20 protein-coding genes are annotated in these 18,134 nt (G+C 70.1%); 14 read left to right on the top strand and 6 right to left on the bottom strand.

All coding sequences use genetic code 11. The annotated features are described in order from the left end of the window. Window positions 1-92 precede the first annotated feature (92 nt). Together AC6CKD_RS33465 and AC6CKD_RS33460 are read right to left on the bottom strand one after the other, a co-directional pair. Window positions 93-410, bottom strand: coding sequence for a hypothetical protein (locus tag AC6CKD_RS33465; protein WP_498332571.1), 318 nt, complete (start codon window positions 408-410; stop codon window positions 93-95). 377 nt (window positions 411-787) lie between these two features. Beyond that, the gene (locus AC6CKD_RS33460; RefSeq protein ID WP_498332616.1) at window positions 788-1,858 is read right to left on the bottom strand and encodes a PucR family transcriptional regulator; all 1,071 of its coding nucleotides are present in this window, start codon (window positions 1,856-1,858) and stop codon (window positions 788-790) included. A gap of 299 nt (window positions 1,859-2,157) precedes the next feature. On the opposite strand from AC6CKD_RS33460, the gene AC6CKD_RS33455 reads away from it, so the two are divergent. The 5 genes from AC6CKD_RS33455 to AC6CKD_RS33435 all read left to right on the top strand — a co-directional run bounded on the left by AC6CKD_RS33455 (window position 2,158) and on the right by AC6CKD_RS33435 (window position 7,591). Then, window positions 2,158-4,065: an NAD-binding protein gene (locus AC6CKD_RS33455; RefSeq protein ID WP_498332615.1), complete on the top strand. Its 1,908-nt coding sequence runs from the start codon at window positions 2,158-2,160 to the stop codon at window positions 4,063-4,065. A 54-nt stretch (window positions 4,066-4,119) separates the two neighbouring features. Further along, window positions 4,120-4,404, top strand: coding sequence for a hypothetical protein (locus AC6CKD_RS33450; protein WP_498332570.1), 285 nt, complete (start codon window positions 4,120-4,122; stop codon window positions 4,402-4,404). Between the two features lie 180 nt (window positions 4,405-4,584). After that, a complete protein-coding gene (locus AC6CKD_RS33445) occupies window positions 4,585-4,761 on the top strand; it encodes a hypothetical protein (RefSeq protein ID WP_498332569.1) in 177 nt (58 codons plus the stop codon). A 515-nt stretch (window positions 4,762-5,276) separates the two neighbouring features. Further along, window positions 5,277-7,397 carry a PP2C family protein-serine/threonine phosphatase gene (locus AC6CKD_RS33440; RefSeq protein ID WP_498332568.1) on the top strand — a complete coding sequence of 707 codons (2,121 nt, stop codon included), beginning with the start codon at window positions 5,277-5,279 and terminating at the stop codon, window positions 7,395-7,397. Between the two features lie 11 nt (window positions 7,398-7,408). Continuing rightward, window positions 7,409-7,591, top strand: a complete 183-nt coding sequence (locus tag AC6CKD_RS33435; RefSeq protein WP_498332567.1) for a hypothetical protein — start codon at window positions 7,409-7,411, stop codon at window positions 7,589-7,591. A 187-nt stretch (window positions 7,592-7,778) separates the two neighbouring features. Here the strand turns inward: AC6CKD_RS33435 and AC6CKD_RS33430 are convergent, their stop codons facing one another. Then, window positions 7,779-8,126, bottom strand: coding sequence for a hypothetical protein (locus AC6CKD_RS33430; RefSeq protein WP_498332566.1), 348 nt, complete (start codon window positions 8,124-8,126; stop codon window positions 7,779-7,781). Between the two features lie 345 nt (window positions 8,127-8,471). Here AC6CKD_RS33430 and AC6CKD_RS33425 point away from each other — a divergent pair, with 345 nt between their 5' ends. Then, window positions 8,472-8,957 carry a cation:proton antiporter regulatory subunit gene (locus tag AC6CKD_RS33425; RefSeq protein WP_498332565.1) on the top strand — a complete coding sequence of 162 codons (486 nt, stop codon included), beginning with the start codon at window positions 8,472-8,474 and terminating at the stop codon, window positions 8,955-8,957. A 4-nt stretch (window positions 8,958-8,961) separates the two neighbouring features. Then, entirely contained in the window at window positions 8,962-10,221 is a 1,260-nt protein-coding gene (locus AC6CKD_RS33420) for a cation:proton antiporter (RefSeq protein ID WP_498332564.1), read from the top strand. A gap of 154 nt (window positions 10,222-10,375) precedes the next feature. Here AC6CKD_RS33420 and AC6CKD_RS33415 read toward each other — a convergent pair whose 3' ends face one another. The 3 genes from AC6CKD_RS33415 to AC6CKD_RS33405 all read right to left on the bottom strand — a co-directional run bounded on the left by AC6CKD_RS33415 (window position 10,376) and on the right by AC6CKD_RS33405 (window position 13,702). Next, a complete protein-coding gene (locus tag AC6CKD_RS33415; protein ID WP_498332563.1) occupies window positions 10,376-11,551 on the bottom strand; it encodes a cation:proton antiporter in 1,176 nt (391 codons plus the stop codon). A gap of 5 nt (window positions 11,552-11,556) precedes the next feature. Further along, a complete protein-coding gene (locus tag AC6CKD_RS33410) occupies window positions 11,557-12,036 on the bottom strand; it encodes a cation:proton antiporter regulatory subunit (RefSeq protein ID WP_266906159.1) in 480 nt (159 codons plus the stop codon). Between the two features lie 160 nt (window positions 12,037-12,196). After that, window positions 12,197-13,702: a SulP family inorganic anion transporter gene (locus AC6CKD_RS33405; RefSeq protein ID WP_498332562.1), complete on the bottom strand. Its 1,506-nt coding sequence runs from the start codon at window positions 13,700-13,702 to the stop codon at window positions 12,197-12,199. Between the two features lie 408 nt (window positions 13,703-14,110). Here AC6CKD_RS33405 and AC6CKD_RS33400 point away from each other — a divergent pair, with 408 nt between their 5' ends. From AC6CKD_RS33400 to AC6CKD_RS33370, 7 genes are all read left to right on the top strand, one after another. Then, window positions 14,111-14,521 carry a MerR family transcriptional regulator gene (locus AC6CKD_RS33400; protein ID WP_498332561.1) on the top strand — a complete coding sequence of 137 codons (411 nt, stop codon included), beginning with the start codon at window positions 14,111-14,113 and terminating at the stop codon, window positions 14,519-14,521. Window positions 14,522-14,571: 50 nt separating this feature from the next. After that, window positions 14,572-14,703 (top strand): hypothetical protein, encoded by a 132-nt coding sequence (locus AC6CKD_RS33395; RefSeq protein ID WP_498332560.1) that lies wholly within the window; start codon window positions 14,572-14,574, stop codon window positions 14,701-14,703. A 175-nt stretch (window positions 14,704-14,878) separates the two neighbouring features. Next, window positions 14,879-15,061, top strand: a complete 183-nt coding sequence (locus AC6CKD_RS33390) for a hypothetical protein (protein ID WP_498332559.1) — start codon at window positions 14,879-14,881, stop codon at window positions 15,059-15,061. Further along, window positions 15,061-15,528 (top strand): hypothetical protein, encoded by a 468-nt coding sequence (locus AC6CKD_RS33385; RefSeq protein WP_498332558.1) that lies wholly within the window; start codon window positions 15,061-15,063, stop codon window positions 15,526-15,528. Before AC6CKD_RS33390 ends, AC6CKD_RS33385 begins: the two co-directional genes overlap by 1 nt. Before the next feature lie 22 nt (window positions 15,529-15,550). Next, window positions 15,551-15,850 (top strand): hypothetical protein, encoded by a 300-nt coding sequence (locus AC6CKD_RS33380; RefSeq protein ID WP_498332557.1) that lies wholly within the window; start codon window positions 15,551-15,553, stop codon window positions 15,848-15,850. 381 nt (window positions 15,851-16,231) lie between these two features. After that, the gene (locus AC6CKD_RS33375; RefSeq protein ID WP_498332556.1) at window positions 16,232-17,122 is read left to right on the top strand and encodes an ABC transporter ATP-binding protein; all 891 of its coding nucleotides are present in this window, start codon (window positions 16,232-16,234) and stop codon (window positions 17,120-17,122) included. A 56-nt stretch (window positions 17,123-17,178) separates the two neighbouring features. Continuing rightward, window positions 17,179-18,134, top strand: a 956-nt coding sequence (locus AC6CKD_RS33370) for an efflux permease Rv1217c-related protein (RefSeq protein WP_498332555.1), incomplete at its 3' end; no start/stop codon positions are given.

The raw sequence follows: 18,134 nt of genomic DNA, 5'->3' as shown, positions 1-18,134 counted from the left end.
AAAGGGCAACGGTGAGCACGGCCCACCAGACGGCGAGCGAAACGGCTTCACGCCGCCCGGCGCCCGTCCGATGCGGTGTGGGCGACACGGCTTCAGGACCACTCGCGAGGGGCCGCGGCCTGGCGGCGCTCACGGGTGTAAGTGGCGAAGCCCAGAATCAGGCAGCCGCTGACGGCGAAGGCCCCGCCGGCTGCCGTGCACGCGAGCGTGAGGTCTGGAGAAGCCCCTGCCAGGCGGGGAAGCGCGTTGACGGGTGCGGTTGCATAGATCAGCAAAAGGCACCAGCCGCGCGGCCTCACGGGAGCCAGCCTGCCGCGCAGCCGCTCCGGCACTCGGTCTGCGGCCATAGCCAGGCCTGCCGGCAGCATGGTGAGGGTGACGACAGCAAGACCAATCCACTGCCATTTCATGGGTCGGGCTCCAGGGAGATGGGCAAGCGGTACAGGAATGTTCATGCTGTGAGCGAGAGGCCTCTAACAGCAGTCGCCCGATCGTGGTGCGGCCTGGTCACTCTATCGACGGTGCGGCCGTCAGAGCAGGGGCGTTGCTGTCGGTCTTCGCGCTCCAGGTTTGCCGGTGCCAGGCAGTGTCCTGCGAGTCGACAGGCTCCTCGACCGTCCCTACCCGGGTAGTGGTTCCGAGTCTGGGCTCGCCGCCGTGGCGGCCTAACCGTCACAGCTCGGGAGTGACCAGCTCTCTAGCCTCTCCAGTTCGGCAACGACCGGGCGAGCCACCTCACGCGGCCTGCTGGCCGGGTGCAGCGCGACCCGTCTAGCAAGCCGCTCCGTCATTCCTTCGCGGGCCACCCCAGCAGCCTGGCGCCGATGACGGCCGTCTGAAGGGTGTATCGGTGGGACGGCTCCCCGGGGTCGATCTGCGTCAGGCTCTGGATGCGTTCCAGACGGTACGTCAGGGCCCGCACACTGAGCGAGAGCCTTCGGGCCGCCTCCACCGCTACGCAGCCGCTGTCGAAGTAGGCGGTGAGGGTGTCGATCAGGGGCTGCGCACCACCCCGGGCCTGCTGAAGCGGGCCGAGCGTGCTCTCCACCAGGTCGGCCATGGCCTGACGGTCCCGCGTCAGCACCGGATAGACCAACAGGTCGGCGGCATGCAGCACCGGGTCGCCCAAGCCCATGCGGTCCGCCAAGTCGAGCGCGTTCAGCGCCTCTTGATAGGAGTGGACAACGCCACCGGGTCCCGGATGGGCGCGGCCGACGGCAACCCGGCCACCGTCGGTCGCCGCATACGCCTGCTTGGCGAAGAACGCCAGCACCTCCGGCTTGTCTCCCGGCGCCACGCAGATGAGGCGTCCGTCCTTGGTGGTGAGGAGCGTGCTCTGGTCGCCGAACCGGGCCAGGACGGCGGTTTCGATGCCGCGCGCGACCGGGTAGCCGTCACCGTACGGTTCCGGGCCGATGGCCACCGCCACCGCGTGGGCCTGTGACAGCCGCAGCCCGAACCTCTCAGCGCGTTCGGCGAGGCGGCCCAAGTCGCTGCCGCCGTACAGGAGGTCGTCGATGAACTCACGCCGAGCGGCTTCCTCTTGTCGCACCGCGAGCCGTTGCGCCCGCTCATAGCCTTCGGCGAACGCGTCGACGGCTTGCTCGACGGCGGCCAGCAACTGATCGCGACTTCTGGCCGGCAGCGCACCCTGAACCTCTCGCGCCTCGACGAGGTGGGCGCGGACGAGTTCTCGCAGCGCAAGGCCGGCTTCGGCCGCCTGTACGCCCTCGGACCGCCGGGCTTCGATCTCGTCCCGGGTGAGTCGGCGGCCGCTGGCACAGGCGTCCAGAAGGATCTTTCCGTATCCCGCCAGATACTCCTCCGCAGCCGTCCGCTCCACCGCTCGCTCCCCCATGAGTCTTGACGTGTTCTTGACTCCGCCCAAGGGTGCCATGCCGGTTCCGTTCCATCGTGACCGGCATCAAGAGCACGTAAAGACTGCCGGAAATCGGCAATGAACGCTGCGACGAAGGCGGGCAGGATCACGCCTTGAAGGGCAGGCTCACCGCCGGTTGCCACGTGCAGATGCGATGCGCTTGTGGCCATCAGCCGAGGCGGCCATGACCACGAGGGGGGCCAGGTATGACAGGGGCAGTGCAACCTAGGGCCGTGTCGATCTCTCTTCACAGCCAACAGCCGGAGCCCGCACAGCGGATGGTGGTCTGCGGCGATGACGGGCTGGCCCACCGACTGGCTGCGGAGCTCGAGGGCGTCTACCGAGAGCACGTGACCCTCGTGGCCCCGCCGAGCAGTGCCCCGCAGGCCGGCCCCGGCAACGGAGAAGAGCGAGAGTTCGCCCGGCGCTTCCTCGGCCGGGTACCAGCAGCCCGCAGCCGACCCGTCCCGTCCCCGGGCAACCCCCCGGCCGCGCAGCGCGTACGGCTCTTCGAGGCGACCGAACCGGACGAAGAAACACTGACCGCGGCCGGCGTGGTGAGCGCCGCCGCCCTCGCACTCACCTACGGGGACGACGAGACCAACGTGCGAGCCGCACTGGTGGCCCGTCGGCTCAACCCCAGGCTGCGGCTGGTGATCCGGCTGTACAACCGCAAGCTCGGCCAGCATCTGGAACAGCTCCTGGACCAGGCGGCAATCGTCGCGGAGCCCGGTATCGACCTGCGGGAACTGGACTCGTCGACCACGGTCCTGTCGGACGCCGACACGGCCGCACCCGCCCTGGCCGCGACCGCCGTCGCGGGGACCAGCAAGGTGGTGCAGGCCGACGGACTGCTGCTACGTGCCGCGGAACGCACACCGCCCCGCCCGGGAGAGGTCGCTGATCCCGGCCTGTGCACCCTTGCGTTGCTGTCCTCCACCGCGAGCGACCCTGCGGGCAGCGAAGGCTCGGAGGCCAGCGGGAGCGAAGGGCCCCAGCTGCTCCCCGACGACAGCGCGGTGGCCGCGGCGACCGGCCGCGGCATCATCGCGCTGGAGACCGTCACCCACGAGGGACCCGTGCCGAACGCGCGCCGGCTGAGAACGACGGCGCCTCCCATGGGATCGATCTTCTCCAAGCGGCTTCGCTGGTCGCTGGCCGGACTGGTGGCCGCCGTCGGCGTCCTGACCGTCGCGGCGTGGTGGGTCACCGGAGACCATCTCGTGCACGCCGCCTACATGATCCTGCTGGACATCTTCGCGATCAACGATCCCGCCGTCGACGACCACACCGGAAGGCAGATCCTCCAACTCCTCGCCGGACTGACCGGAATGCTGCTCCTGCCGGTCCTGGTGGCGGCAGCGCTGGAGGCACTGGGCTCCTTCCGCAGCGCGGGCGCGCTCCGGCGTCCGCCACGGGGCCTGACGGGGCACGTTGTCCTCCTCGGGCTGGGCAAGATCGGGACGCGGGTCCTGTCCCGGCTGCGCGAACTGCACATCCCGGTGGTGTGCGTGGAAGCTGACCCGGACGCACGCGGAGTCGCCCTCGCCCGAGCCCTGCGTGTCCCGGTCGTCCTGGGCGACGTCACCGAGGAAGGGGTCCTGGAGAGTGCCCGTATCCACAAGGCCGGGGCTCTGCTCGCCCTGACCAGTTCCGACACCACCAACCTCGAAGCCGCGCTGTACGCCCGGACCGTCAGGTCCGACGTACGCGTCGCTCTGCGCCTGTACGACGACGCCTTCGCCACCGCCGTCTACCGCACCCTTCGCACCGCGCACCCCGATGCCCTCACCCGCAGCCGCAGCGTCACCCACCTCGCGGCACCCGCCTTCGCCGGAGCGATGATGGGCAGGCAGATCCTGGGGGCCATACCCGTGGAGCGCCGTGTCCTGCTGTTCGCGGCGGTAGAAGTGGCCGGTCACCCCGAGCTGGAAGGAAGGACCGTCGCGGAATCCTTCCGACCCGGGGCCTGGCGCGTCATCGCCCTCGACACCGCGGCCCCTGAGGAACGCCGCCCGGACCTGGCGTCGACGCCGGACGGCGACCGCGACTCCTTCCCGGGCCTCGTCTGGAACCTCCACCCAGGCTACGTCTTCAAGGCTCAGGACCGAGTGGTGATCGCGGCCACCCGACGTGGTCTCGCGGAACTCCTCGGACCTCGCAGCAGCCCGGTGACAGGTGCATGACGGACATGCCTGTCCGGTCTGCGTGTTGTCCACGACGGTCACCGAGGAGGCAAGATGCAGTACGTCTGGCTGGGCGCGCTCACCGCGTTCGCTCTGGCCATAGCGATATGCGGTGTGGTCGAGCTTCTCACCGGGTGGATCCACCCGTGGGAACGCGCTCGGGTCGTCCGTCCAGTGCCTCATGGCCTCGGTCAGACGCTGACGGGAAGCGGCCTCTGCTTCATTTTCGGGGTGTTCGCCTTCTCGCCGACAGGGGACGTACTCCTTTCCCTGATGGCAGTGGGCTTTGGGCTCTTGCTCACCGGAACCATCCTGGTGGGCGTGTCCAGGTTTCCGTGACCACTCGTGCTGCCCACGGCCGGAGCCGGAGGGCGATAGCTCGGGTAGCACATAGGACTGACCCGCGGGGCGTCTTCCTGCAGGCCACTGGGCATGGGGCCCTGGGGCAGCTCGCCCCGTCCGCCAGGAGTCCCCGATGCCGCCTTCTTCCGTGCACCGAGCCTCGCCCGGAGCGCTGCGGTGAGCCTCTGGCGCGACGCAGGACCGACGCCGCTGTTCGCCTTCGCGGGCGTCCTCACGACCGGCGGCGCCGCTCTCTACCTGCTCGAGACCGAGAACACCTGGGTATTGGCCGTCTACACCTTCCTTCTGGCAGGCGGGGCCGGCTTCTGGTGCGCCGCCCGCCGTTACGGCTGAGCCGAGCCCCGAGCTTGTCCCCCGGAGCGCCGCCACCCTGGACGTACGGATGCCTGTCATCGCACAGCGGGCATATCGTTGAAATATGGGTGACGGCCGGTGTGACTGGTGCGACGCTCGGATACTGGAGCCTGCGTGGGCGGCGGGCCGGCTGTATTGCCGGGCCGCGCATCGACAGGCGGCCTGGCGTGCCCGGCGCAGATGGCGGCAGGGCGCTGCTTCGCGGCGAACCATGGTGGCAGCAGACTCGAACCTGATGCGGCACATTCAAGACTTGCAAAGTCAGGCACAGCATGCTATCGCGCCAGCCCTCGCCGGGCGGTGCCATAGCGCTGCCGTCGCATCGGTGTCGGAGCTGGCCGGGCACTTGGTGCGCTCGGCGTTGATGGCGGACCGGGAGGCCGGTGCCAGCTGGGCGCAGATCGGTGCCGGCTGGGGTATCAGCGACGAGGCGGCCCGCAGCCGCTTCGGGCGCCCCGGGCCCGCGCCGACCACAGGCGATGGGCGGTGAAGACATGCCGCGGGCAGGCTCCGGCGCGGAAGCCGTCCTGGAGCAGCTTGATGCCGCCGTAGCAGAAGTGGTCCAGGCGACTGGGGCTTCCGTGGCTCTCGTCTATCTCCTTCCGCCAGGTGAGCGCGTCCTGCACTTGGCGGTGGTCTCGGGAGCTCCGGGGCACATCACCGCTCCGTGGGCCCGCATCGACGTTGGTGCACCGGTCCCGGTGGCGGATGCCGTACGGGGCGGGAGCCTGGTGTGGCTGGCCGGTCGGGAGGAGGTCGCGCGACGCTATCCCAGGCTCGGGCTCGTGCTGCCCTATGACTTCATGCTCGCCGCCGCCCCGATCAGCAACGGCACCGCCGTCGGCGGCCTCGTGCTGCTCTGGCCCGTCTTTCGCCCACCGGAGCTGAGCCCGGCCGAACGCGCGGCGATCGACGCCTTCTGCCGCGCGGCGTGGGTGGAGCTGCAGCAGGCCGCCGACCATGGGCACCTTGTCCTGCCGGCGGACACGCCACGGATGCTGGCCCCGCCAACCGCCCGTATCCCGGACCGGGATGAGGCGCTGGCCGGGGTCAGTTTCGCCGAGCGCCTGCCGGTGGGCTGCTGCGCCATGGACCTCGACGGACGCATCACGTTCATCAACTCCGCAGCCACCGACCTCGTCGGCGCCGGTGCCGCAGCCCTTCGGGGAGCCCGACCCTGGGAGGCGCTGCTGTGGATGCGCGAGCCCGTCTTCGAAGACCACTACCGGGCCGCGGTGGTCAGCCGCCAGCCCACGTCCTTCACCGCGCTGCGCCCTCCGGACACATGGCTCTCGTTCCAGCTCTACCCCGACGCTTCCGGTATCAGCGTCCACATCACCCCTGCCACAGGCCCTGAGGGGTCACACGTACGACGCGATCCGCTACCTACCGCGGAGCTGACCAGCGTGACGTCCCTTTACCACCTGATGCACCTGGCCGCGGCCCTGACCGAAGCCGTCGGAGTGCAGGAAGTCGTCGATCTCGTCGCGGACCAGATCGTGCCCGCCTTCGGCCCCCAAGCCATGGCCATACTGACAGCGGAAGAAGGCCGGCTACGCCACATCGGCTACCGCGGATACACGGCCGAGCTCATGGACCTCCTCGATGCCCAGCCGCTGACCGCCCACACCCCAACTGCACGGGTCCTGAGTACCGGTGCGCCCTGTTTCTTCGCCACCTTCGCCGAACTGCAGCGCGAGTACCCCGCAGCCATGCATCTGGACGACATGGCCTCCTGGGCCTTTCTGCCCCTGATCGCCTCCGACCGCGTCGTGGGTTCCCTCGTCCTCGCCTACGCCGAGCGCAATCCCTTCGCGCCGGCAGAACGCGCCGTACTGACCTCACTGGCCGGCCTAGTCGCCCAAGCCTTGGACCGGGCCCGGCTCTACGACACCAAGCACGAGCTCGCCCACACCCTGCAATCGGTCCTGCTCCCCCACACCTTGCCCCGCGTCCAGGGCTTCGATGTGGCTGTCCGCTACCTGCCCGCCGGCCGCGGCATGGACATCGGCGGAGACTTCTACGACCTCATCCGTCGCGACGACACCACGGTCACGGTCGCGATCGGCGACGTCCAGGGCCACAGCATCACCGCCGCCGCCCTGATGGGGCAGGTCCGCACGGCCGTTCACGCGCACGCCACCATCGGGACGCCCCCCGGTGACGTACTCGCCCGCACCAACCGCCTCCTGATCGACCTCGATCCAGGGCTGTTCACCAGCTGCCTGATCGCCCACATCAATCTCGCGCAGCACCGGGCGTATCTCGCCACCGCCGGGCACCCACCGCCGATCCTGCGCCACGTCGGCGGGCGCACCGAAATCCTCAACGTACCGCCGGGCCTGCTGCTCGGCATCGACCCCGACGCGAGCTACCCGACCACCGAGATCCCCCTGCCGCCCGGCAGCATGCTCGCCCTGTACACCGACGGGCTCGTAGAAATCCCCGGCACCGACATCGAGGACACCACAGCCGCCCTCGCCCGCCAGCTCTCACACCTCGAAGGCCGCACCATGGACGACGTCGCCGACGCCCTCATCGCTTACGCCATAGCGTCCGCACCCCGCCACGACGACATCGCCCTCCTCCTCATCCAGTCATCGTCTGACCACTGAAGGGCCCCACCGTGGCTGCTCAGGTGTGCGGGGCGGGTATGCCGCCGCGGCTCGCCGAGGGGGTGGTAGGCACCTTCCCGCTCCTCGGGGAAGGCACCAATGCCGACACCACCGACTCCGTGCGCCAGCTGACCGGGCACGACCCGCGCCCCGTCGCCGAGTTCGCCCGCGACCTCATGGCACCGCTCCAGTGATGCTCGGTCTGCCACGCCACCTGGTCACGGCTCCGTCCCTGAAAGCTCTCTTGATGCCGGGATAGCACCGCCCTTCAGGCCTACCCACCGGCGTTAAGAGGGCATAAAGACTGCCGGTCTCCGGCAGTGTGCTCTCGGTGCATACCGTGCAGGATCAGGGCAGGTCATCCTGCGGCACCCGCGGTCCTCAGGAACCCGTGGGGTTGTGGAGGGTCAGGCGGCGGTAGGCGGCGCGGGCGCTGGCGATGCGGGAGATGGCGGTTCCGGTGCCCGCCGCGGCCAGGAGGCATCCGAGGCGGCCCAGGTCGTAGCCGGCGGACCAGGTCAGTTCGCCCATGGGTGGTGTGGCGAAGCCGTTGAGGGCGAGCCAGGAGACCAGGGCTGTGCCCGGTGCGGCGATGAGCCGGGCTCCGGTGCTCAGTACGGCACACAGTGCGGACAGAAGGAGAAGATCGATCGTGGGGTCGCCGTGGCCGTTCAGGTGGTTGAGGGCGGTGACCACGACGAGGGCCGCGACACCTGAGGCTGCCCACACCGAGGGGGTGCGACGGGGTGGGGCACAGGGCGGGCACCTGAACTCAGACGCCTCCACCGCACCACGCGATTCCTCCCTCGCCGCGGCCTCCGCCGATTGGAGGCCTCCGCCATGATGCCCGAACCGGGGGGAACGGGCACGGGCCAGAAATCAGCCAACGGCGGGTGGCCTGACTCGGCGTCAAACTTCCCGCCGCACCCCCTCCTCAAGAGGAGCCGTGGCAAATTCCATCAAGCGCGCATTTTTCACCGATTCGGCTGACCAGCGCAGGGATAGGGTGACGACATGAGGTGCACTGTCCACCTCCATCTTCCGCCGACAACAGCAGAAACCTGGGGGTTTGCCGTGCCTGTTCCTCGCGTGAGCCGTACTCCGCTGCCGGGCATAGGGGTCCGTTACGACCTCACCACTCGTGAGCATCGCCGCCTGTCGGTGATCGCCCACCGGGACGGTGCCCGAACGCTGAACGCCTACCGGCGGGACGACCCGGACGAGTGCGCGCTGACGGTGAAGCTGACCGGCGGCGAGACGGAGGCGCTGATCGACGCGTTGATGCCCTCGCACCACAGCCCGAACCTGCTCTCCACGACCGACCTCGGGTTGGTGGCGGAGCGGATCGAGCTGTCCTCCATCTCCCACTGGAACGGGCGGGTGCTGGGTGACACCCGCATGCGAACGGAGACTGGCGTGTCCATCGTGGCTGTGCTGCGCCGGGCCGGGGCGATACCGTCCCCTGGGCCCGACTTCCGGCTGGCCGGCGGAGACACCCTCATAGTGATCGGCACCCGAGAGGGCGTCGACGCCGCCGCCGCGATTCTCGGGCGGGAGTGAGCGTATGCACTCCTCCGCTGTCTTCCTGATCGAGTTCGGCGCGATCATCCTCGCCCTGGGCCTGCTGGGCCGCTTCGCCGGACGGTTCCAGTTCTCCCCCATACCCCTCTACCTGCTGGCGGGCCTCGCCTTCGGCAAGGGCGGACTTCTGCCACTGGGCACGAGCGAGGAGTTCGTCGCCATCGGGGCCGAGATCGGCGTCATCCTGCTCCTGCTCATGCTCGGCCTGGAGTACACGGCGAGCGACCTGGTCTCCAACCTCAAGACCCAGTACCCCGCCGGTCTCGTCGACTTCGCCCTCAACGCCCTGCCCGGCGCCGGCATGGCCTTCCTGCTCGGATGGGGCCCGGTCGCCGCGGTCGTCCTGGCCGGTGTCACCTGGATCTCCTCGTCCGGCGTCATCGCCAAGGTGATGGGCGACCTCGGGCGCCTCGGCAACCGCGAGACCCCGGTCATCCTGAGCATCCTGGTCCTCGAAGACCTCGCGATGGCCGTCTACCTGCCGATCATCACCGCCCTGCTCGCGGGAGTGAGCCTGGCCGCCGGCAGCGCCACCCTCGCCATCGCCCTCGGCGTGGCCGGGCTGGTCCTCTTCCTGGCCGTCCGCTTCGGAAGGGTCATCTCCCGCTTCGTCTCCAGCGACGACCCCGAGAAGCTCCTCTTGGTCGTCCTCGGCCTGACACTGCTGGTCGCGGGCATCGCCCAGCAGCTCCAGGTCTCCGCCGCCGTCGGCGCGTTCCTCGTCGGCATCGCCCTCTCGGGGGAGGTCGCGGAGGGCGCCCACAGTCTGCTGAGCCCTTTGCGGGACCTGTTCGCCGCGGTGTTCTTCGTCTTCTTCGGCCTGCACACCGACCCCGCCAGCATCCCCCCGGTCATCCTGCCCGCGCTCGCCTTGGCCGTCGTCACGGCGGGTACGAAGATCGCCACCGGCTACTGGGCCGCACGCCGCGCCGGGATCTCCGTCAAGGGCCGGTGGCGCGCCGGCGGGACCCTGGTGGCGCGCGGCGAGTTCTCCATCGTGATCGCCGGCCTCGCCGTCACCGCCGGCATCGAGCCCTCCCTCGGGCCCCTGGCCACCGCCTATGTTCTGGTCCTGGTCATCGTCGGCCCGCTGACCGCCCGCTACACCGAACCGATCGCGACCTACCTCACCGGACGCGGCCGCAAGCCGCAGATGCCCGAGATGCTGCATACGGGCCGGATTCCGGCCCAGCCACAAGCGAGGGATGCAATGGACGACTCCGGAACCGTCGGCCGCCCATGAGCGACGGCCACGCCTCCTGCTCCGCGACCGGGGATGGAAGCGGGACACCGCAAGGCGAACCTCCTCCAGCGCTGTGACACTCACCCTGGTCATCACGTTGTCGCCGGTGAGCGTCGTCTGCCTGGCGTGGAGGTCGTGAGCGTCTGCATTGCGGTCATGCTGCGCTGTCTTTCGCACCGGGTGGACGGGGCTTGCCGAGAGGGATGGTGCCGGCGAGGCGGGTCAGGAGCGGGCAGGCGAAAGCCAGAATGAAGACGTATGCGGTCACCAGGGGGCCGAGCGAGCCGTGCATCGTTCCGACGAGCCCGACGATCACCAGAGAGAACTCGCCCCGGGCGATGAGCACGGTCCCGGCGCGCAGTCGACCACGCCGGCCCACGTGGTCGCGCGCGGCGGCGAACCGTCCAGTGGCCACCTTGGTGAAGGCGGTGACCGCCGCGAGCGCCAGGGCCGCCGGCAGAACGGGCACAAGGTCGGCGGGGTCGACAGACAGCCCGATGGCCAGGAAGAACACCGCCGCGAAGAGGTCGCGCAACGGACTGAGCACCGCGCGGGTACGGGTCGCGGTCTCTCCGGTGAGGGTGAGGCCGACGAGGAAGGCACCCACTGCGGCCGACGCATGGACGGCCTCGGCGAGGGCGGCGACGATCAAGGTCAAGCCCAGCACCCGCAGCAGCAACTGTTCGGCGTCCGGGTGGGAGACGAGACGGCCTACATGGTGGCCCCACCGGTAGGAGACGGTGAAGGCGGCGATGACGGCGCCCACGGCCGCAAGTACACCAAGGACCGCTTGCCACCACTGGCCGCCCGACGCCAGCACGGCGAGCACCGGCAGGTACAGGGCCATGGCGCAGTCCTCCATGACGAGCACCGACAGAACCGCCGGTGTCTCCCGGTTACCCAGTCGCCGCAAGTCCTCCAAAAGGCGGGCAACGATGCCGGAAGAGGAGATGTACGTGGCGCCGGCCAGGGCGAAGATCCCGACGCCGTCCATTCCCAGCAGCCATCCGGCGACCGCCCCGGGTGCGGCGTTCAGCCCCAGGTCCACCAGGGCCGACGGCACGTGCCGCCGCATGCCGACCGCGAACTCGGGCAGCGAGAACTCCAGCCCCAGGGCGAGCAGGAGGAGGACCACTCCGATGGCCGCGCCCGTCTCGACGAACTCGCCGGCGGCAGGCACGGGCGCGATGCCGCCCTTGCCGACCGCGAGGCCTGCCAGCAGGTAGAGCGGAATCGGCGAGAGCGTGAAGCGCCGCGCCAGCGTCCCCAGCACGCTCAGGGCGGCCAGGATGATGCCGAGCTCGAGCAGCAGCGCGACCGGCGTCCGCACGGGGCTCAGCCCCGGATGATCTGTTCCACACCCGCGATGCCCTCGTGGGTCCCGATCACCACCAGCACGTCCCCGCCGCGAAGAGGCTCCTGAGGTGTGGGCGAGGCGATCACTTCCTCACCCCGGACAACCGCGACGATCGACGCGCCGGTCCGCGTCCGCGCTCGTGTGTCTCCCAGAGGCCGGCCGTCGTACACGCTGCCCGCCCGTACCTCGACCTGCCCGGACATCAGCCCCGGGACTTCCTTCGTCAGGTCGGCGAACCGCTCCGCGATCCGCGGAGCCCCAAGAATCTCCGCGACCGTGTCCGCCTCCTCACCGTTGAGCTGCAGCACCGGCCTTCCCTCGTCCGGGTCCTCCTCCCCGTAAAGGACCAGGTCGAATTCGCCCGTGCGCCTGGCCACCACCCCGACCCGGTCACCGCGGTGATTGGTGAACTCGTAACGCAGACCCACACCGGGCAGCAGAACCTCGGTGACATCCATTTCCCCATCATCAAGTGACGGCGGCGGGACGGCATGCCCGGATGGGCTGCGCGGGGATCAGGGCCGCGTGACGTGCGCAGGTCTCAGACGGCCGTCGTTTGTGAGAAGACGAAGGACCCCGGCCGTGGCTCTGGGGTCCTTCGGTTTCGCGGCGGCTGGGTCAGTGGCTGGTGAGTTCGCCGGTGAGTTTGCCGTGGAGGTCGGCGCTGGGGTCGTTCAGGCCGATGATCTCGACGCTCTTGCCGCGTTGGGCGTACTTGGTCTCGATGGCGTCCAGGGCGGCGACCGAGGAGGCGTCCCAGATGTGGGCGGCGGAGAGGTCGATGACGACCTTGTCGGGGTCGGTGGCGTAGTTGAACTGGCCGACGAGGTCGTTGGAGGAGGCGAAGAACAGCTCACCGGTCACGGCGTACACGACGGTGGTTCCGTCGGGGTCGGTGACGGCGGTGACGTTGGCGAGGTGGGCGACGCGCTTGGCGAAGATGACCATCGCGGTGACGGAGCCGACGACGACACCGATGGCGAGGTTGTCGGTGGCGACCACGCAGACCACGGTGATGACCATGACGGCGATCTCGCCGGCGGGCATCCGCTTGAGGGTCTTGGGGGCGATGGAATGCCAGTCGAAGGTCGCGAACGAGACCATGACCATGACGGCGACCAGGGCGGCCATGGGGATGGTGGAGACGACCGGGCCGAAGACGATGCACAGCACCATCAGGAACGCGCCGGCCAGGAAGGTGGACAGGCGGGTGCGGGCGCCGGACACCTTCACATTGATCATCGTCTGGCCGATCATGGCGCAGCCGCCCATCCCGCCGAAGAAGCCGGTGACGATGTTCGCGATGCCCTGGCCGATCGACTCGCGGGTCTTGGAGGAGTGGGTGTCGGTGATCTCGTCGACCAGCTTGGCCGTCATCAGGGACTCCATCAGGCCGACCAGCGCCATGGCGAAGGCGTACGGGGCGATGGTGGTCATGGTGTCGAGGGTGAACGGCACGTCGGGCAGGCCCGGGACGGGCAGTGAGGACGGCAGGGCTCCCTTGTCGCCGACGGTCGGCACGGCGATCGCGGCCGCGATCGTGATGGCGGTCAGGATGACGATGGAGACCAACGGCGCCGGGATCACGGTGGTGACCTTCGGGAAGAACACCATCAGGGCCAGGCCGCCGATGATCAGCGGGTAGACCGGCCAGGGAACGTCCGTCATCTCGGGGACCTGGGCCATGAAGATCAGGATGGCGAGGGCGTTGACGAAGCCGACCATCACCGATCGCGGAACGAACCGCATGAGCTTTGCGACGCCGAGCGCGCCGAGCGCCACCTGGATGACGCCGGCCAGGATGACGGCGGCGACGAGGTAGCCGAAGCCGTGCTCACGGTTGAGCGGGGCAATCACCAGGGCGACGGCGCCGGTGGCCGCCGAGATCATCGCCCGCCGCCCGCCCACGATCGAGATGACCACGGCCATGGTGAACGAGGCGAACAGGCCGACCGCCGGATCGACCCCGGCGATGATCGAGAACGAGATCGCCTCCGGGATCAGCGCGAGCGCGACAACCAGGCCCGCGAGGACCTCCGTGCGCCAGACCTTCGGGTTGTTCAGCCAGTCGGGGCGCAGGCTGCGCAGGCGCGCGACGGGGGACGTCAGGGAAGCAGAAGACAAGGGATCGGGTACCTGTCGTGCTCGGGCACACCTGCTCTGGGCAGGGCCGGGGTGTGCGGGAGAGCGCGGAGGGGCCGGGTCGGCACTCCGCGGTCGGCCCGAATCAGGCGGGCCGGAAGATCGGGAGGGAGGATGCGGCGGGCCTGCGCAGTACGCGGCCGGGCAGCTCGCATCCGGGGCGAAGCGTCACGGCGGGCAGGCGGCGGCGCTGGGCGTCATGGGCTCGCGCACGCTTGGCTCCTGCAAGAATCGGGTCTTCGCCGGGGGCACCATCGGCCCCGACACGGCAGCCGTGCGAAAGGCCGCAGGCCGCCGCACAACAGCAACTCTACCTTAACGTTAGAGTAGAGATCGGTGGGCCTGCTCAGGAAGCGGCCCGCCACGACGAGAAGGGCCAGGACCGCGGGCGTGGACGACAAGCACATGCAGATCGGTGAAGTCGCAGCGCGGACCGAGCTGTCCCTGCGCACCATCCGGCACTACGAGGAGACCGGCCTGGTCGCCCCCTCGGCCCGCTCCCAGGGCGGCTTCCGCCTCTACACCGAGAGCGATGTCGCCCGCCTCATGGTCATCCGCCGGATGAAGCCGCTCGGCTTCACCCTCGACCAGATGCGCGACCTCCTCGACGCCACCGACCGCCTCGACAACGAGACCAGCCTCGACGCCGGCGAGCGCGAGGACCTGCTGAAGCGCGTGCGCGAGTACGAGCAGTCCGCCAGCGAGCAGGTCGACAAACTCCGAGTCCAGCTGGCCCGCGCCGAGGACTTTGCCGCCACCCTCCGCACCCGCCTTGGCCAGGCAGCACCGGCCGGGTCCTGACCGCGGTGCCCCGCCGTGCAGCTCGCTGTCCGGCCTCGCCCCTGCTCGTGATGGGCGCGGTCCTCACGATCGCAGGCGCCGCTCTCTACGCCATGCCGGGTGAGCGGCCGGAGCTGATCGCGGCCGCAGCCCTGATCCTGGCGGCCGTCGCCGCCTGGTGGTGTGCTTCCCGTCAAGGATGATTACGACCTGACACCGATGTGATCATGCGCAGGGCTGAGGGCAGACAGCGGCCCGCCTGGTGGATACGGTGTAAAGAACGCGTCAAGAACGGGCGCGCGGTGTGCCGGGAAGTCTGGTCGGCGTCCTGGGGGCAGTGTGCCCTCTTGCCGCTGACACACCCGGAGGCCCACTGCCATGGCCGGCGCCCACTCGCGTCCCCCCTTCCTCGGTCTGTTGCCGCTTCCCGAGCGGCAGGCGATCACCCGGGCCCTGCGCACCGAGACCGTCGGCTGTCCGGTCCTCCTCGGTGCGGCTGTCCTCGACTCCATGCCGGACACCGAGAGCGGCGTGGCCCGTGCGGACGGGAAGCGCATCTGATGACCGGCGGCGATACCTCTCTGCTGGCCCCCATGATCATCCTCGCCGCCCTGGTCGTCCGGACCGCGCTCACGGAGCTGCAGCACCCGGGCAGCGCCCGTCGCCAGTGGGCGTTCGCCACCAACCCCAAGGCCATGGCGGCCGGTGCGACGGCCGCCGCCGCCACGGTCCTGATCGGCGGTGCGAGGTTCGGCTGGGCGGCGGCGGCCTGGGCGCTGCTCATCGGGGCGCTCACCGCATTCCTCACTGGCCGCGAAACCCCCGCCGCCGCATCCCCCGTTGTGCCGAACAAGGAGCAGCCTTTGTCTGAGCGACAGGTCGCCTGGGTGATGGTCGCCGTCGGTGCGCCTGTGACTTTGGCCGGGGTGGCGATGTACTTCCTGCCGGGCCCTGGATTTCCCGTGTTCGTCATCGGGCTGGCCCTGCTCGTCACCGGCCTCGTCATGGCCGCGTCCGCCCGCCGCTAGCACCCGACAGGAAACGACGCCGATGATCTGGCATTGGATCGGATTGACGATCTTCTCCATCACCTTGCTGCCCGCTGGGCTGGCGATGGCCGCGGGCCGGGCACCGGCCCGTCTGCGGGCCCGGCTCGCGCCGGTGCGGGCCCACGGCTGGGCGCTCCTGGCCATCTACGCCGTAGCACCCCTGAACTCGATCCCGCGCCTCGCCGGGGCCTCTTTGGAGGTGAGCCTGGCCCTGACCGCTGCCGGCGGGATCATCGGGGCGGCCGGATGCCTGCTGGCCGGCCTGGCCCGCCTCCGCACCCTGAACAGCGGCGCCCGATGACACCGAAGCCGCGCGGGCGGGTTGTCGCCTGGTCCGTCATCGGCTGGTGGGCGGTCCTCACCGGTCTGTTGTGGCTTGCCGGCACTGCTCTTGGGTACCCCGCACCACTTGCCGGGTGCGCCGCATCCGCCGCTGTCCTGGTCGCGGTCGGCGAGGCCGGTGACTGGATACGGAGACGGTGGACGGCTCGGTCGGGTGGTCGGACGCCGCGCTAGCGGCCACGAAACGCTGTCCGCCCCGCAGGGCGGACGGCGGCGGAGCCGTTTGGTCCTATGCCTTGTCCGGCGTGATCCCGCGCGAGTATGTTCACCAGCGGAGTGCCGGGAAGTCTGGTCGGCGATTAGGGGCCCTGTGCCCGCCGCGCCGTCTTTGGAGACCCTCATGGTCGCGCCCGCCCTCCGTACGCAATCCCTGACCAAACGCTACGGCCGTGTCCTGGCGTTGGACGGGCTGGATCTGAGTGTTCCCGCCGGCGAGGTGTTCGGCTTCCTCGGCCCCAATGGCGCCGGCAAGTCCACCACCATCCGGCTGCTGCTGGGCCTGGCCCGCCCCACCAGCGGCCAAGCATCGATCTTCGGCACCGACGCGGCCGACGTCGCCATGACGCACCGGCGCCTGGCGTACGTACCGGCCGACGTGGCGCTGTGGCCCCAACTGACCGGCGCCGAGATGCTGGAGCTGCTGGCCCGCACGGGCCCCGGAACCGACCGGCCCTACCGGGATGAGCTGGTAGAGCGGTTCGACCTCGACCTGTCCAAGCCGGGCCGGGCCTACTCGACGGGTAACCGGCAGAAGGCGGCACTGGTGGCCGCCTTCGCCACCCGGGCACCCCTGCTCGTACTGGACGAGCCGACCAGCGGCCTGGACCCGCTGATGGAACGCGAGTTCCGCCACGCGGTCCGCGAGGCCCGGGACAACGGCCAGACCGTGTTTCTCAGCTCCCACCAGCTCGCCGAGGTCGAGGCCGTCTGCGACAAGGTGGCGATCCTGCGCACCGGCCAACTCGTGGACGTCGCGGCCGTGCCGGAACTGCGACGGCTGCACCGCACCGAAGTGACGGTGAGCTTCACCGGCACACCACCGGACCTGGACCGCGTGCCCGGCGTGGACGAGGTAGAGGTGACCGGCGCGGCCTCGGTGAGGTTCACCCTCACCGGCCCGCCGGGGCCCGCGCTGCAAAGGCTGGCGGAGGCGGACGTGGTCAGCCTGGCGGTGCGCGAACCCTCGCTGGAGGAAATCTTCCTCGGCTACTACGGCGGGCCGCAGCGGTGACCCCCAGCTCTCCACCGGCCGAGCACACAGGCACCGGTCAAGTGGCGGGCCGGGCTGTGACGGCTCTGGCTCTGCGCCAGACCAGACGCGGCGCGCTCGTCGTGACCGCTGTGGTGGCCGGGATGTCGGTGGTGGCGGTCGCCGCCCACCGCAGCACCGTCAAGGACCCTGCGGATGCCGCAGCCCTTGAGGCGCTGGCGGGCAACCCGGCGATCCGCACCCTGTTCGGCGAACCGCTCGCGCTTTACGACGCCGGCGGGTTCGCCGTGTGGCGCACCGGGACGGCACTGGCAGTCGTGCTGGCGGTATGGGCGACGCTCGCCGCAACGCGGATCACCCGGGGCGAGGAGGACGCAGGGCGGTGGGATGTCCTGCTCGCGGGGCGGCTGCCGGTCACCACCGTGGTGGCACGCCACCTCGCCGTCCTGATCGCGGCGTCGCTCCTCGCGGGCACTGCGGCATTCGCGGGCCTGACCGCAGCGGGTGCCGCCGCGGGCGGCGCCGCCGTGCACAGTGCCGGGCTGGCGTTGTGCGGGGTGTTCTTCGCCGCGGTGGGCACCATGACGGCCCAGGTGTTCGCGACCCGGGCGTCAGCCAGCGGCGCGGCGGTGGCAGTGCTCGGCATCAGCATGCTGCTGCGGATGGTCGGCGACGGTGTCGCCGCCCTGGGGTGGCTGCGCTGGCTCTCGCCGTTCGGCCTGACGGCCCTGGCACGCCCCTACGACGGAAACCGGATCTGGCCCCTGCTGGCCTTGTTCGCCGCAGGCCTGGTTCTCGCCACCGCAGCCACGGCTACGGCCGGGCGGCGCGACATCCGAGACGGATACCTGCGCGCTCCCTCCGGCCGGGCCCCGCGCATGAGGCTGCTTGGCTCGGTCCAGGCGTTCGCGGTACGGCGGCTCGTGCGGCCACTTGCCGCCTGGTCGGCCGGTGTCGGCGCCTACTACCTCCTCATCGGGGCACTGGCCGTGTCCATGACGGACTTCCTCACCGACAACCCGCACTTCGCCGC

The sequence above is a fragment of the Streptomyces sp. GQ60 genome (assembly GCF_059758875.1).
The sequence above is the reverse complement of the archived record's forward strand: the minus strand, read 5'-3'. Positions and strand labels throughout refer to the sequence as shown.

Coding starts and splice junctions, on each gene's coding strand:
- AC6CKD_RS33465 (WP_498332571.1), bottom strand. CDS start 410: ATGAAATGGCAGTGGATTGGTCTTGCTGTCGTCACCCTCACCATGCTG.
- AC6CKD_RS33460 (WP_498332616.1), bottom strand. CDS start 1,858: ATGGGGGAGCGAGCGGTGGAGCGGACGGCTGCGGAGGAGTATCTGGCG.
- AC6CKD_RS33455 (WP_498332615.1), top strand. CDS start 2,158: ATGGTGGTCTGCGGCGATGACGGGCTGGCCCACCGACTGGCTGCGGAG.
- AC6CKD_RS33450 (WP_498332570.1), top strand. CDS start 4,120: ATGCAGTACGTCTGGCTGGGCGCGCTCACCGCGTTCGCTCTGGCCATA.
- AC6CKD_RS33440 (WP_498332568.1), top strand. CDS start 5,277: ATGCCGCGGGCAGGCTCCGGCGCGGAAGCCGTCCTGGAGCAGCTTGAT.
- AC6CKD_RS33420 (WP_498332564.1), top strand. CDS start 8,962: ATGCACTCCTCCGCTGTCTTCCTGATCGAGTTCGGCGCGATCATCCTC.
- AC6CKD_RS33410 (WP_266906159.1), bottom strand. CDS start 12,036: ATGGATGTCACCGAGGTTCTGCTGCCCGGTGTGGGTCTGCGTTACGAG.
- AC6CKD_RS33395 (WP_498332560.1), top strand. CDS start 14,572: ATGGGCGCGGTCCTCACGATCGCAGGCGCCGCTCTCTACGCCATGCCG.
- AC6CKD_RS33390 (WP_498332559.1), top strand. CDS start 14,879: ATGGCCGGCGCCCACTCGCGTCCCCCCTTCCTCGGTCTGTTGCCGCTT.
- AC6CKD_RS33385 (WP_498332558.1), top strand. CDS start 15,061: ATGACCGGCGGCGATACCTCTCTGCTGGCCCCCATGATCATCCTCGCC.
- AC6CKD_RS33380 (WP_498332557.1), top strand. CDS start 15,551: ATGATCTGGCATTGGATCGGATTGACGATCTTCTCCATCACCTTGCTG.
- AC6CKD_RS33375 (WP_498332556.1), top strand. CDS start 16,232: ATGGTCGCGCCCGCCCTCCGTACGCAATCCCTGACCAAACGCTACGGC.